This is a genomic window from Novosphingobium sp. PhB165 (assembly GCF_004341845.1).
Classification (GTDB): domain Bacteria; phylum Pseudomonadota; class Alphaproteobacteria; order Sphingomonadales; family Sphingomonadaceae; genus Novosphingobium.
Genome location: NZ_SLVB01000003.1, coordinates 380,152 through 393,332, shown reverse-complemented (window position 1 = coordinate 393,332; position 13,181 = coordinate 380,152). Strand labels below are relative to the sequence as shown.

The 13,181-nt window shown below is 65.7% G+C and carries 13 protein-coding genes; 12 read left to right on the top strand and 1 reads right to left on the bottom strand.

The genetic code is table 11. The annotated features are described in order from the left end of the window. The first annotated feature begins 87 nt into the window (after positions 1-87). From EDF56_RS10370 to EDF56_RS10315, 12 genes are all read left to right on the top strand, one after another. The gene (locus EDF56_RS10370; RefSeq protein ID WP_243652530.1) at positions 88-1,668 is read left to right on the top strand and encodes a glucan biosynthesis protein; all 1,581 of its coding nucleotides are present in this window, start codon (positions 88-90) and stop codon (positions 1,666-1,668) included. Beyond that, positions 1,665-3,497 (top strand): glucans biosynthesis glucosyltransferase MdoH, encoded by a 1,833-nt coding sequence (mdoH, locus tag EDF56_RS10365; protein ID WP_132386985.1) that lies wholly within the window; start codon positions 1,665-1,667, stop codon positions 3,495-3,497. The genes EDF56_RS10370 and mdoH overlap by 4 nt, the downstream gene beginning before the upstream one ends. 100 nt (positions 3,498-3,597) lie before the next feature. Further along, the gene (locus EDF56_RS10360) at positions 3,598-4,461 is read left to right on the top strand and encodes a DUF1932 domain-containing protein (RefSeq protein WP_132386983.1); all 864 of its coding nucleotides are present in this window, start codon (positions 3,598-3,600) and stop codon (positions 4,459-4,461) included. A 2-nt stretch (positions 4,462-4,463) separates the two neighbouring features. Next, positions 4,464-5,489: an amidohydrolase family protein gene (locus tag EDF56_RS10355; RefSeq protein WP_132386981.1), complete on the top strand. Its 1,026-nt coding sequence runs from the start codon at positions 4,464-4,466 to the stop codon at positions 5,487-5,489. Continuing rightward, on the top strand, positions 5,486-5,923 hold the full coding sequence (gene ligA, locus EDF56_RS10350; RefSeq protein WP_243652529.1) for a protocatechuate 4,5-dioxygenase subunit alpha: 438 nt from the start codon (positions 5,486-5,488) through the stop codon (positions 5,921-5,923). The genes EDF56_RS10355 and ligA overlap by 4 nt, the downstream gene beginning before the upstream one ends. A 1-nt stretch (position 5,924) precedes the next feature. Beyond that, entirely contained in the window at positions 5,925-6,830 is a 906-nt protein-coding gene (locus EDF56_RS10345) for a class III extradiol dioxygenase subunit beta (protein ID WP_132386979.1), read from the top strand. A gap of 69 nt (positions 6,831-6,899) precedes the next feature. Further along, positions 6,900-7,856 carry a Gfo/Idh/MocA family oxidoreductase gene (locus EDF56_RS10340; RefSeq protein WP_132386977.1) on the top strand — a complete coding sequence of 319 codons (957 nt, stop codon included), beginning with the start codon at positions 6,900-6,902 and terminating at the stop codon, positions 7,854-7,856. Continuing rightward, positions 7,856-8,845 (top strand): aldo/keto reductase, encoded by a 990-nt coding sequence (locus EDF56_RS10335; RefSeq protein WP_132386975.1) that lies wholly within the window; start codon positions 7,856-7,858, stop codon positions 8,843-8,845. Before EDF56_RS10340 ends, EDF56_RS10335 begins: the two co-directional genes overlap by 1 nt. A gap of 40 nt (positions 8,846-8,885) precedes the next feature. Beyond that, on the top strand, positions 8,886-9,722 hold the full coding sequence (gene fdhD / locus EDF56_RS10330) for a formate dehydrogenase accessory sulfurtransferase FdhD (protein WP_207904675.1): 837 nt from the start codon (positions 8,886-8,888) through the stop codon (positions 9,720-9,722). A 93-nt stretch (positions 9,723-9,815) separates the two neighbouring features. Beyond that, a complete protein-coding gene (locus EDF56_RS10325; protein WP_132386971.1) occupies positions 9,816-11,033 on the top strand; it encodes a toxic anion resistance protein in 1,218 nt (405 codons plus the stop codon). Positions 11,034-11,051: 18 nt separating this feature from the next. Continuing rightward, positions 11,052-11,759 carry a hypothetical protein gene (locus EDF56_RS10320; protein ID WP_132386969.1) on the top strand — a complete coding sequence of 236 codons (708 nt, stop codon included), beginning with the start codon at positions 11,052-11,054 and terminating at the stop codon, positions 11,757-11,759. A gap of 72 nt (positions 11,760-11,831) precedes the next feature. After that, on the top strand, positions 11,832-12,200 hold the full coding sequence (locus tag EDF56_RS10315) for an EthD domain-containing protein (protein ID WP_132386967.1): 369 nt from the start codon (positions 11,832-11,834) through the stop codon (positions 12,198-12,200). Between the two features lie 170 nt (positions 12,201-12,370). Here the strand turns inward: EDF56_RS10315 and EDF56_RS10310 are convergent, their stop codons facing one another. Further along, positions 12,371-13,162: an SDR family oxidoreductase gene (locus tag EDF56_RS10310; RefSeq protein ID WP_132386965.1), complete on the bottom strand. Its 792-nt coding sequence runs from the start codon at positions 13,160-13,162 to the stop codon at positions 12,371-12,373. Positions 13,163-13,181 lie beyond the last annotated feature (19 nt).

The following is a 13,181-nucleotide window of genomic DNA, read 5'->3' as shown; positions in this document are numbered from 1 at the left end:
AATTCGCCTGACCCGGATTCGGCTGGTAGAAGGACCCTTACGACGCACCGCAACGAAACTTTGCGTTCGTCTGTGCGTATGAAACCTATGACCCAAGGCAACATGAGGGATGCGGGCCGAAAAACGGCTCCCCAGGCCGCAACCGGCCCCGTCGCACTGACAACGCTGGCCCGGCGCGATTTCGCAGCCATGCTCGCCTCGATGGCTGGGCTGCTGGCGGTTCCGCGTCTCGCGCAGGCGGCTGTCGCCACGGCTGGGCAAGCCAATTTCGGGCCCGCGCAGCCGTTCTCGTGGGACAACCTTGTCAGCACCGCGCAGGCCGCCGCCGCGCGTCCCTGGGCCGCGCCCGCGCCTTCGGCCCATGCCGTTACCGATTTCGATACGGCGGTGAAGCTGACATATGGCAATGCGCAGGCACTGGCAGGCGACGTTCGCCTGTTCCCGACCAGCCGGGGTGTCGCCCCGCAGGCAGTGACGATCCACCTCGTGGAGAACGGCACTTCGCGCCAGTTGGTCGACACGCGTGGTTTCTTCGTGGGTGCCACCCGCGCCGATCCCGCCGGTTTCCGCGTCATGACCGCCGACCAGCACTCGGACTGGCTGGCCTTTCTCGGCGCGTCGTACTTCCGCGCCTCGGGCTCGCGCGATCAGTACGGCCTCTCCGCACGCGGCGTCGCGATCGATACCGCGATGCCCAAGGCCGAGGAATTCCCCGCCTTCACCGAGTTCTGGATCGAGAACCTCGGGCCGAACCGCGTGCGCATCCATGCCGCGCTCGACGGGCCGAGCGTCACCGGCGCCTATGCGTTCGACTGCACGCATGGCCAGCAGGGCGTCACGCAGGACGTGCGCGCCAGCCTGTTCCTGCGCCGCGATGTCGAGCGGCTGGGCCTCGCGCCGATCACCAGCATGTTCTGGTACGACCAGTCGGATCCGACCAAGCGCGGCGACTGGCGTCCCGAGATACACGATTCTGACGGTCTTGCCGTTCTCTCCGGCAATGGCGAAAGGGTTTGGGTGCCGCTCAGCAATCCGCGCCTCACCCGCACCAATGCGATGCGCGCGGATCACCTCAAGGGCTTCGGCTTGCTCCAGCGTGACCAGCGTTTCGACCACTATCAGGACGACGGCGCGTTCTACGACCGGCGGCCCTCGCTGTGGATCGAGCCGCAGGGCGATTGGGGCAAGGGCTCGGTCATGCTCTACCAGATGACCACCGATACCGAGACGACCGACAATGTCGCCGCTTTCTGGCTCTCTGACGAGCCGGCGAAGGCGGGGCAGCGGCGCGATCTGGCCTATCGGCTGAACTGGACCTCGCAGGATCCGACTGCGACCGCCACCGCGCGCTGCGTGGATAGCTGGCAGGGCGCGGCGGGCAAGCCGGGCGATGCGCCGGTGGCCAAGGACGGGCGCAAGTTCGTGTTCGATTTCGAAGGCCCGGCGCTCAAGGGGCTGACCCGCGACAGCGGCGTTCAGGCCGTGACCGGGCTTCCGGCCAGCGCCGTGATTGCATCCGCCGCCTATCCGGTGGTGGGCGAGGAAACGCGCTGGCGCGTCACGCTGGACGTGCGGCCTTCGGCGATGCCGTCGCCGGAACTACGGGTCTATCTTGCGCGTGCCGGACAGGCGCTTAGCGAAACAGTTATTCAAGGCGTTCAGGCATGAAGGCGGGCATAAACCGCGCACTCCCTCCGCTTCCGGCGGAGGCTCCGCTGGCGATGCCGGTGCAGGACCTTTACGGCATCGCGCCGGGCTCCATCGCGGTGCGGACAAGCCCGCACGGCATGCAGGTCAAGCGCCTGCTGCTGCTGGTGGTGACCGCCGTGATCGCGCTGGCCGCGTCCAGCGAAGTGCGCTTTGCCTTCTCGCGCGATGGGCTCGACGCGGTCGAGATCGTGCTGCTGTTGTTCTTCGTGCCGCTGTTCACGTGGATCTCGTTCGGCTTCGTGACGTCGGCCATCGGCTTCCTCCAGCTCATCACCGGCAAGCATCCCGGCTTCACCGCCGTCCCGAGCCCGGCCTCGTCGCTGCGCCACCGCACCGCCGTACTGATGCCGGTCTACAATGAGAGCGTGGAGGCGACTTTTGGCCGCGTGCGCGCCATGGCGAACTCGATTGCGGCGGCCGGCGGCGCCGAGTGGATCGATTTCTTCGTACTCAGCGATTCCAATGCTTTCCACGGCAAGCGCGAGGAAGCGGCCTGGCGCGAAGTCGCCGCCGAGGCGCCCATTGCCGTCTATTATCGCCGCCGCGAGAAGAACCTCGCGCGCAAGCCCGGCAATGTCGCCGAATGGGTCCAGCGCTTCGGCGGGGCCTATGAAAACATGCTGATTCTCGACGCGGATTCGCTGATGAGCGGCGATGCCATCATCGGCATGGCCGCGATCATGGAGGAGCGCCCGTCGATCGGCCTGCTTCAGACCGTGCCGATGATCGTCGGCGCGCAGACGCTGTTCCAGCGCTGGATGCGCTTTGCCAGCGAGGCTTACGGGCCGATTGCCTCGGCCGGACTGCTCTGGTGGTCGGGCGCGGAGGCGAATTTCTGGGGCCACAACGCCATCGTGCGCACCCGTGCTTTCGCCGAATCCTGCGGCCTGCCCGAACTGCCGGGCAAGCCGCCGTTCGGCGGCCATATCCTCAGCCACGACATGTTCGAATCCGCGCTGCTGCGCCGCCGGGGCTGGGCCGTGCACATGGTCATGATCGACGGCAGCTACGAGGAATTCCCGCCCACCATCGTCGATCACGCGATCCGCGACCGGCGCTGGATGCAGGGCAACCTGCAGCATCTGCGCCTGCTCGACGCTTCGGGCCTGCACTGGGCGAGCCGCCTGCATCTGCTGATCGGTGCCTCGGCCTATCTCACTTCGCCCGGCTGGCTGCTGCTGCTGATCACTGCGATCGCGCAGGCGGCGATGGTGCAGGGCGGACAGACCCTTGCCGGAGGCACGCCGCCGAGCGTGCTGTGGCTGACCGTGCTGCTGCTGTTCGGCCCGAAGGCGATGGGCACGCTGTGGGTCGCCGCCAATCCCGGCCGCCGCCAGCGCTTCGGCGGCTGGAGCGGCATCCTGCGCTCGGTGGCGCTGGAAGTCCCGCTGGCGATCCTGCTGGCGCCGGTGACGATGGTGATGCAGGTGAAGGCTCTGTGCGGGCTCGCGCTGGGCATCCCGGCGCACTGGAACACACAGGAACGCGACGCCCGCCGCATCGGCGTGCGCGAGGTGCTGCCCGACCTCAAGGAACACATCGCACTGGGCCTCGCCTTCGCGGCGACGGCGTTCATCAATCCGGTGACGGCGCTGTGGCTTTCGCCGCTGACGCTGGGCCTGCTCGCCTCGCCCTGGCTGATCAGCCTGACTTCGCGTGCAAGCCTCGGCGCGCGGGCGGAAGCGGGCGGCTTCTTCACCGTACCGGCGCCCACCATCGTCGATCCGGGGGCACCCGACATGCGCGACGATGCCGAAGAGGAAGAGGCTCCGCTGGCGATCGGGTGAGGGGCCCCGCCTCGCGCATGACAGGTTCGATTACGCTGGTGTTATAGCCGGAAGTCGGTTTCGATTGGTGGATTCCCTGCGGTGAGCGCAGGGTGCCCCAATGAACAGGTCCATTGCCCTTATCGGGTTCGGAGAGGCCGGATCGACGTTTGCGGGAGCTGGAGACTGGGCCGGACAGGCTCGTGCCTTCGACATTCTTCCCGAACGCCGGGACGCCATGGCCGAACTCGGCATCACCGCCTGCGACAGTGCGGCCGAAGCGCTTGCGGGCGCCTCGCTGGTGCTTTCGCTCGTTACCGCAGATGCTGCGCCGCTGGTGGCGGAAGCCGTCGCGCCTTTGCTGGGCGAGGGGGCGTTGTTCTGCGACATGAATTCGGTCGCGCCGGGCACCAAGCGGGCGGCGGCCAAGGCCATCGCTACCGGCAAGGGGCGCTATGTCGACGTGGCCGTGCTCGCGCCGGTGAACCCCGCGCGGATGAAAGTTCCGCTGCTGGTTTCCGGCCCGGATGCCGTCGAGGCCGAAGCGGCGCTGACGACGGTGGGCTTTACCAACGTGCGCGTCGTCGGCGATGCGGTCGGCCGGGCCTCGGCGATCAAGCTGGTCCGCTCGGTCATGGTCAAGGGGCTTGAGGCGCTGACCGCCGAGATGATGATGGCCGCCCATGCCGAAGGCGTGGCGGACGAGGTGCTGTCTTCGCTCGATGCCAGCGAGAAGACCATTCCCTGGGCCGAGCGCGCGGACTACAATCTCGACCGTATGCTGGTCCACGGCCGCCGCCGCGCCGCCGAAATGGACGAGGCTGCGGAAATGCTGCGTTCGTTGGGCATTCCGCCGCTCATGACCGAAAACACCGTCGCCTGGCAGCAGGCGCTGGGCGTGCTGGGCATTGTGCCGCCGCCCGAAGGATTCGAAGCCAAGCTTGCGGCAGCAGTCGCGGCGGGCGTACTCAAGGGAGAGAACTGAGCATGTCGCTCATCATCGACTGTCACGGACATTATACCGTCCTGCCCAAGGCGCATGACGCCTGGCGCGAAGCCCAGATCGCCGCGTTCAAGGCCGGTGAAGCCGCGCCGCCCTACCCGGAAATCTCGGACGCCGAGATCCGCCAGACCATCGAGGACAACCAGCTTCGCCTCATCAAGGAGCGCGGCGCCGACCTTACCGTGTTCAGCCCGCGCGCCAGCGCCATGGCGCACCATGTCGGCGATCAGGCCGTGTCCGAGGCATGGGCGGTCCACTGCAACAATCTTATCGCCCGCGTGGTGAACATGTTCCCCGAGACCTTCGTGGGCGTGTGCATGCTGCCGCAGAGCCCCAAGGCGGACCTTTCCGCCTCGGTGAAGGAACTGCGCCGCTGCGTTGAGGAACTGGGCTTCATCGGCTGCAACCTCAACCCCGATCCGGGCGGCGGCCACTTCGAACATCCGCCGCTGACCGACGAATACTGGTTCCCGATCTACGAGGCGATGTGCGAGCTGGACGTTCCGGCGATGATCCACGTCTCGGGATCGTGCAACCCGGCGATGCATGCCACCGGCGGCTTCTACATCGCGGCGGATACCGTGGCCTTCATGCAGCTGATGCAGGGCGATCTCTTCGCGAAGTTCCCCAAGCTGCGCTTCATCATCCCGCACGGCGGCGGCGCGGTGCCGTACCACTGGGGCCGCTATCGCGGCCTGGCGGACATGCTGAAGAAGCCTTCGCTTGACGAATACATCATGAACAACGTGTTCTTCGACACTTGCGTCTACCACCAGCCGGGCATCAACCTGCTGGCTGACGTGATCGACAACAAGAACATCCTGTTCGGTTCCGAAATGGTCGGCGCGGTGCGCGGGATCGACCCGCAGACCGGCTTCTACTTCGACGACACCAAGCGCTATGTCGACGCGCTCGACATCTCCGATGAGGAGCGCCACGCGATCTTCGAAGGCAATGTGCGCAAGGTCTTCCCGCGCCTTGACGCCAAGCTGAAGGAACGAGGCCTGTGACCGACAAGAACCCTTGCGAGAACGCTGGTGGTCCCATCGACATCCACGCCTATCTCGGTGAGTTCGACGATATTCCGGGCACGCGCGTCTACACGGCGAAGCGCGCACGGCAGGGCTATCACCTGAACCAGTTCGCGATGAGCCTGATGAAGGCCGAAAACCGCGAGCGCTGGAAGGCGGACGAGCGCGCCTATCTCGACGAATGGCCGATGACCGAGGACCAGAAGCTGGCCGTTCTCGCCCGCGACTACAACCGCCTGCTCGATCTGGGCGGTAACATCTACTTCCTCGCCAAGGTCTTCTCGACCGATGGCCTGAGCTTCCTTCAGGCCGTCTCGACGATGACCGGCATGTCGGTCGAGGATTATCAGGCGATGATGATCGCCGGGGGACGCTCGCCCGAGGGCCAGCGCTCCATCAAGGAGCACCGCTAAGATGGCCCGCATTACGCACGGCATCGCCTGCAGCCACATCCCGGCGCTGGGCGTCGCATCCGATTTCGACAAGTGGGAAGATCCCTACTGGAAGCCGATCCAGGAAGGCTTCGCGCCCACCCAGAAGTGGGAAGCGGAGAACCTGCCGGACGTCGTGATCCTGGTCTACAACGACCACGCCTCGGCCTTCGACATGAAGATTATCCCCACTTTCGCGATCGGCTGCGGCGAAAGCTACAAGCCGGCGGACGAGGGCTGGGGCCCGCGCGAAGTGCCCGACGTGGAAGGTCATCCGGACCTTGCCTGGCACATCGCCCAGAGCCTGATCCTCGACGAGTTCGACATGACCATCATCAACGAGATGGATGTCGATCACGGCCTTACCGTGCCGCTCTCGATGGTGCTGGGCAAGCCTGCCAAGTGGCCGGTCAAGGTGATCCCGCTCGCCGTCAACGTGGTGACCTATCCGCCGCCGTCGGGCAACCGCTGCTGGGCGCTGGGCGAGGCCATCGCGCGCGCCGTCGAAAGCTTCGATGAAGACCTCAACGTGCAGATCTGGGGCACCGGCGGCATGAGCCACCAGCTTCAGGGCCCGCGCGCCGGCCTGATCAACCGCGAATGGGACAACATGTTCCTCGACAAGCTTTCGGGCGACACGCAGGAACTGCGGTGCATTCCGCATATCGAATACCTGCGCGAAACCGGCAGCGAAGGCATCGAGATGGTCATGTGGCTGATCATGCGCGGCGCGCTGGGCAAGGAAACGCGGGAACTTTATCGCTTCTACCATGTGCCTGCCAGCAACACGGCGGTCGGCCATATCGTGCTGGAGCCGGTGAACGGCGACGTGCCGCCCTCGACCACTGTCGAAGGCAACAATGCCGAAGCCCAAACCCTGATCGGCTGATCGATTCCGCGTGCCGGTGCTTGACGCCGGCATGCTCCTTCCCTTGATAGAGTTTCCAAGGAGATTCCCATGCGTATTGCCCTCGTCGGCGCCGGCGCTTTCGGTGAAAAGCACCTCGACGGCCTCAAGAACATCGACGGCGTAGAGATCGCCTCGGTCATTTCGCGCAATGCCGAGCAGGCTGCCGAAGTCGCCGCCAAGTACGGCGCGCCGCACTCCGGCACCGATCTGGCCGAAGTGCTGGCCATGCCCGATGTCGATGCCGTGATCCTTTGCACCCCCACGCAGATGCACGCCGAACAGGCCATCGCCTGCATGAACGCCGGCAAGCATGTGCAGGTCGAGATTCCGCTGTCGGACACCTGGGCCGATGCCGAAGCCGTGGTGGCGAAGCAGAAGGAAACGGGTCTGGTCTGCATGGTCGGCCACACCCGCCGCTTCAATCCTTCGCACCAGTACGTGCACAACAAGATCACTGCGGGTGAGTTCAACGTCCAGCAGATGGACGTGCAGACCTACTTCTTCCGCCGCAAGAACATGAACGCCAAGGGCCAGCCGCGCTCGTGGACGGACCATCTGCTGTGGCACCACGCCGCGCACACGATCGACCTGTTCGCCTATCAGTCGGGCAAGATCGTCGCCGCCAATGTGCTGCAGGGCCCGAAGCATCCGGAACTGGGCATCGCCATGGACATGTCGATCCAGCTGAAGGCGGAGACCGGCGCGATCTGCACGCTCTCGCTCTCGTTCAACAACAACGGTCCGCTCGGCACTTTCTTCCGCTACATCGGCGATAGCGAGACCTACATCGCGCGTTACGACGATCTGGTGAACGGCCGTGAAGAGCCGATCGACCTCACCGGCGTTACCGTGTCGAACAACGGCATCGAGCTGCAGGACCGCGAATTCGTCGCCGCCATCCGTGAAGGGCGTGAGCCCAACTCGTCGGTCGGCAAGGTGCTCGATTGCTACCGCGTGATCGGCGAACTGGCCGCGAGCCTCGAAGCACAGGACGGTTGGTCCTGATGACGAAACGCCTCCTCGCGGGCCGTCCGGTCCACTCCGTCGGTCTCGGCTGCATGAATGTGGCCTGGGCCTACGGCAATCCGCCGTCTCGCGAGGAGGCGGTCGCACTGTTCCGCCACGCCCTCGACGCAGGCTGCGATCACTTCGACACTGCCAACATCTATGGCATGGGGCTGAGCGAGGAGATCCTTGGCGAAGCCATCATGGACCGGCGCGGCGAGTTCCTGCTGGCCTCCAAGACCGGCATCCTGATCGATGGCGCCCGCCGCGGCATCGACTGCGCGCCGGAGAGCATCACCGCCTCGCTCGACGCCAGTCTGAAGCGGCTGGGCACCGATCACATCGATCTGTTCTACATGCACCGCTTCGATCCGAAGGTGCCGATTGCCGACTCGGTGGGCGCCATGGTGCGCGCGATCGAGGCGGGCAAGATCGGCGCCTATGGCGTGTCCGAATGGTCCACCGCGCATATCCGCGAGGCACACGCGGTGCATCCGGTGGCGGCGGTGCAGACCGAATATTCGCTCTGGACCCGCAATGTCGAACTGGGCGTGCTGGACGCCACGCGCGAACTCGGGATTGCGCTCGTCGCCTTCTCGCCGGTCGCGCGCGGGGCTCTGGGCGGTGAGCTGTCCGATGTGAACACGCTCACCGAGAAGGACCTGCGCCGCAGTTTCCCGCGCTTCATGGGCGAGAACTGGGCGCATAACCTCGCGCTGATCGAGGAGTTCAACGCACTCGCCTCGTCGATCCGTGTCACCCCGGCGCAGTTGGCGCTGGCATGGGTTCTCGCGCAGGCCGAGCATATCCATGCGATCCCCGGCACCCGCTCCATCGCCCACTTCGACGACAATCACGCGGCTGCCGCGCTGGAAATAGACGCGGGTATTCTGGAGAAGGCAGGCGAACTGATGAACCAGCAGACCATTGCCGGCCATCGCTACCCGGACATGATCAAGCCCACCATCGACACCGAGGACTACGTGTGATTGCGTGACCTCGTGAGCCGGTGGGGCTAGGTTCGCCATTATGAATGGCGCGCAAACGATCCGGCTCAGCCGCAACAGCTATCGCACCGGGACGGAAGAGGCCGAGCGCTTCGCCGTCCCGGTCGAGGCGCCCATCGCTATCGAGACCAACGGCATCGCTTATGCCGTGATGATGGCCACCCCCATCGAGATCGAGGATTTCGTCACCGGCTTCCTGCTCGCCGAAGGGCTGGCGGCGGCGGGCGAGATCGGCGACGTGGCTGTCCATCCGGTCGAGAACGGCGAATGGGGAACGGGCTATGTTGCCCGTGTAAACCTGCCGCCGGAACGCCTCTCGCTGATAATCGAACGCGCGCGCAGGCGCACGGGCGACAGTTCCTGCGGCATCTGCGGCATCGAGGGCGTGGAGGCTGCCTTGCGCCCCCTGCCAACCCTCTCGCGCCAAAGCGCGGCCAGCCCGGAGGCGATCCGGCGCGGGCTCGATGCGCTGGATGCGGCGCAGCGATTGGGCCGCGAAACCCGCGCCACCCATGCCGCCGCGTTCTGCAACGAGGAGGGCATGTTGCTGGCGATCCGCGAGGATGTCGGCCGCCACAATGCGCTGGACAAGCTGGTCGGCGCGCTGGTTCGCGGCGGCATCGATCCGGCACAGGGCTTCGTCGTCATGACCTCGCGCTGTTCCTACGAACTGGTCGAGAAGACGGTCCGTGCAGGCATTCCGCTGCTCGTGACGATCTCCGCCCCCACCGATCTTGCGGTGCGCCGGGCCCGCGCGGCGGCGCTCTCGCTCTGCGTCGTGGCGCGGGACGACGCCATGCTGGTCGTCACCGATACCCAGCCTTCCGACGAAGGGGCCACGCCGCTCGTCGAACCGTAAATGGGGGGCTTCCTGTTTTGCTTGTAGTTTTTCCGGTCGAACCTAGATTCGCGAGAGACGACTGCAATTCTTGAAGGACGGGGATTTTCTTCCATGGCGACGACGACCGATCAGGCGACCGCGGGCGAGCTCAAGCTGACCCCTCCCGATCCGGTGCCGGTGGTCCAGCCCGAGCGGGCGGCCGGTCTTGTGCCCGTGGGTGACGAGCAGCGCTCGAAGTTGCAGACGCGCGTCGATGAATTCGTCGACGATCTCGTTTCGCAGGACGTGAATTCGCCCGATTTCGGCCGCCGGGTCGACCAGATCACCAATATGGGCCGCAAGGAAATCGCGGAAGCGTCGGGCCAGTCCAACCGCTTCCTCGACCGCCCGGTGCGCGCGATGGACAAGGACGCCGGCGTCGGCGCAGACCTTGCCGAACTGCGCCGCACGGTGGAAGACCTTGACCCCTCGACCAAGGGCGACCTGCTGTCGCGCCGCAAGATCTTCGGGATCATCCCGATGGGCAACAAGCTGCGCAACTACTTCGACAGCTACCAGAGCGCGCAGGGCCATATCGGCGCGATCCTCGCCCGTCTTCAGGGCGGCAAGGACGAGCTGCTGATGGACAATGCGGCCATCGACGTGGAGCGCCAGAACCTCTGGGCGGCGATGGGCAAGCTCGAACAGATGATCTTCATGTCGAAGGCGCTGGACGAGACGCTGGAGCAGAAGGCCAACGACCTCGACCATACCGACCCCGCCAAGGCCAAGGCGGTGCGCGAATCCGCGCTGTTCTACGTGCGCCAGCGCACGCAGGACCTGCTGACGCAGATGGCCGTATCGGTGCAGGGCTACCTCGCGCTCGATCTGGTCAAGAAGAACAACGTCGAACTGATCAAGGGCGTCGATCGCGCCTCCACCACCACGGTCGGCGCGCTGCGCACGGCGGTTACGGTGGCGCAGGCGATGGCCAACCAGAGGCTGGTGCTGGACCAGATTACCGCGCTCAACACCACCACGGCAAAGATCATCGACGGCACCGGCCAGATGCTGAAGGACAACACCGCGCGCATTCACGAGCAGGCGGCAAACTCGACGATCCCGCTGGAAACGCTCAGCCGCGCGTTCCAGAACATCTACGACACGATGGATTCGATCGACACCTTCAAGATGCAGGCGCTCGATTCGATGAAGCAGACGGTGCAGTCGCTGGAAGGCGAAGTCACCAAGTCCAAGGCCTATATCGCCCGCGCACAGGGGCAGGCCGAAGGCGCCGCCGCGCTGGGAGACAGCAAGACCGCGAAGGCGCTGCTGGAGGCGCTCGATTGAGCCTGCTAGACTAGTCTCATGCCGCAAACGTCTCGCAATGCCGTGAATCAGGACATCATCCGCGCCGCCCGCCGCCAGCGGGCCGCGCGGCTCTACAACGCGCGCAAGGAGCGCTGGGCGTTCCGCTGGCGCCGATTGCGCCGGGCGTTTCTGGCGGTGGCGGGCATCTTCATCGTTGCGCTGACCACCGGGCTGATCCTCGGCGGGCTTTCCTTCACCACCACGGTGCTGACCACGCTGCTGGCTTTCGCGGTGTTCTGTTTCCTGTCGATCTACCCGTCGAGCCCGCGCCTCAACGTCGGCGATCTCGGTAACGCGACCCTGCCGGAACTGGCAGGGTCGACCGAGATCTGGCTGGAAAACCGCCGCCGGGCACTGCCCAATGCAGCGGTGGACGCGGTGGACATGATCGGCGTGCGTCTCGAACAGATCGCCCCGCAACTCGCCGCGCTGGAAGAGAAGGGCCCGGCGGCCTACGAAGTGCGCAAGCTGCTGTCCGAACACCTGCCTTCGCTGGTGGACAGCTACACGCGGATCCCGGCGGAACTGCGCAACAAGCCGCATGCGGGCGGCACGACGCCGTCAGAGCAACTGGTCGAGGGGCTGGGCGTGATCGCCGGGCAGATCGAGGCGATGAGCCTGGACCTCTCGCGCAACGATCTCGACGCGCTGGCCACGCGCGGGCGCTTCCTTGAGGCCAAGTACATCGATTCGCGCGATGAATAGGCGCTATCGCTCCGGCGGTTGGGCCATGCCGGGGCCGGATGTTACGCCGCTCTCCTATCCGGGAGAGAAGGCATGGCTGGCACAGTGTTCAAGATCCTGTTGTTCATGAAGCGCAGGCCCGACCTGACGCCGGAGCAGTTCCGCGATTACTACGAAACCCGCCACGCCCCGCTGGCCGAGCGCTATTCGCAGGGCCTCTCGCGCTATGTGCGCCGTTATCTCGAACCGCAGGTCCATCCCGAGACGGGCGCTTTCACCGATGGACCCGATGTCATCACCGAACTCTGGTTCGAGGATGAGGCGACCTTTCGCGGCACCCTGCGCTACATGACCACCAGCCTGATGCCCGAGGAGATCGTGGCGGACGAGGCGAACCTGTTCGACCGCACCTCGTTCCGGATTGCGACGGTGGTGGAGTGCGAGAGCGATCTGAAGGCGTGAGAGGCGGGAGAACGCGGGTTCAGGTTCAAATCTAACCGCAAAACGCCGTCATCCCCGCGAAGGCGGGGATCCCGCTTTTCTTCCTCGCGGTGTGGCAAAAGGCAGCGGGGCCCCCGCCTTCGCGGGGGCGACGAGAGCTATGGGTGAAGGGGTACTCCGTCCCTCGTAGCCTAGATCCCCAGCCTACCCAGAATCCCGCCATCCACCTTGATATCGCACCCGCTGATATAAGAAGCCCCCGGCGAACACAGGAACTCCGCCACCGAGGCAATCTCGTCGCCGAGACCAAGCCGACCTGCCGGAGTCATGGTAATCATCTGCCGCATCTGTTCGCTGGATTCGGCTTCGGCCTGGCTCATCGGCGTGTCGATGAAGCCCGGCGCGATCGAGACGATGCGCAGGCCGCGCGCGCCGAACGCTGCCGCCTCGCGGCCGACAAGGCCGATCACCGCGCGCTTGGACAGGGTGTAGCCCATGCCCGGATTGACGGCGAAGCGCTCGACGCCCTCGCTGCCCTTGCCGGCGAGCAGGTCGCGCACCGCGTCCACCATGGCCGGATCGCTGAGCAGATAGCCCGACATCGACGAGATCAGCACCGCGCAGCCGCCCTTTTCGAAGCGCGGCAGCAGCGCGGCGACAAGGCGCTCGGTGGCGAAATAGTTGACCTCAAGGATCCGCAGCGGGTCCGCCATGGTGGGCGAAAGCCCGGCGGTGTGCACCAGCGCGTGAAGCGGCGCGTCGCCCAGCACGGCGACAAGATCCTGCGGGAAGGATGCGGCGGAAATGTCTCCGGCCAGCGTGGTCACGCGGGCGCCCTCGCTGCGCAGTTCCTCGGCGAAGCCCTCAAGCTTGTCGGCATTGACGTCGCACAGCAGCAGCGGACGGCCCTGCGCGGCGAAGCGCCGTGCGCTGGGAATGCCCATGCCCCCGGCGGCCCCGGTGATGATGACGGTTGCGCTCATGCCTCTCCTCCTGCCTCCC

Coding starts and splice junctions, on each gene's coding strand:
- EDF56_RS10320 (WP_132386969.1), top strand. CDS start 11,052: ATGCCGCAAACGTCTCGCAATGCCGTGAATCAGGACATCATCCGCGCC.
- EDF56_RS10325 (WP_132386971.1), top strand. CDS start 9,816: ATGGCGACGACGACCGATCAGGCGACCGCGGGCGAGCTCAAGCTGACC.
- EDF56_RS10345 (WP_132386979.1), top strand. CDS start 5,925: ATGGCCCGCATTACGCACGGCATCGCCTGCAGCCACATCCCGGCGCTG.
- EDF56_RS10335 (WP_132386975.1), top strand. CDS start 7,856: ATGACGAAACGCCTCCTCGCGGGCCGTCCGGTCCACTCCGTCGGTCTC.
- EDF56_RS10355 (WP_132386981.1), top strand. CDS start 4,464: ATGTCGCTCATCATCGACTGTCACGGACATTATACCGTCCTGCCCAAG.
- EDF56_RS10360 (WP_132386983.1), top strand. CDS start 3,598: ATGAACAGGTCCATTGCCCTTATCGGGTTCGGAGAGGCCGGATCGACG.
- EDF56_RS10370 (WP_243652530.1), top strand. CDS start 88: ATGACCCAAGGCAACATGAGGGATGCGGGCCGAAAAACGGCTCCCCAG.
- EDF56_RS10315 (WP_132386967.1), top strand. CDS start 11,832: ATGGCTGGCACAGTGTTCAAGATCCTGTTGTTCATGAAGCGCAGGCCC.
- mdoH (WP_132386985.1), top strand. CDS start 1,665: ATGAAGGCGGGCATAAACCGCGCACTCCCTCCGCTTCCGGCGGAGGCT.
- EDF56_RS10340 (WP_132386977.1), top strand. CDS start 6,900: ATGCGTATTGCCCTCGTCGGCGCCGGCGCTTTCGGTGAAAAGCACCTC.
- EDF56_RS10310 (WP_132386965.1), bottom strand. CDS start 13,162: ATGAGCGCAACCGTCATCATCACCGGGGCCGCCGGGGGCATGGGCATT.
- fdhD (WP_207904675.1), top strand. CDS start 8,886: ATGAATGGCGCGCAAACGATCCGGCTCAGCCGCAACAGCTATCGCACC.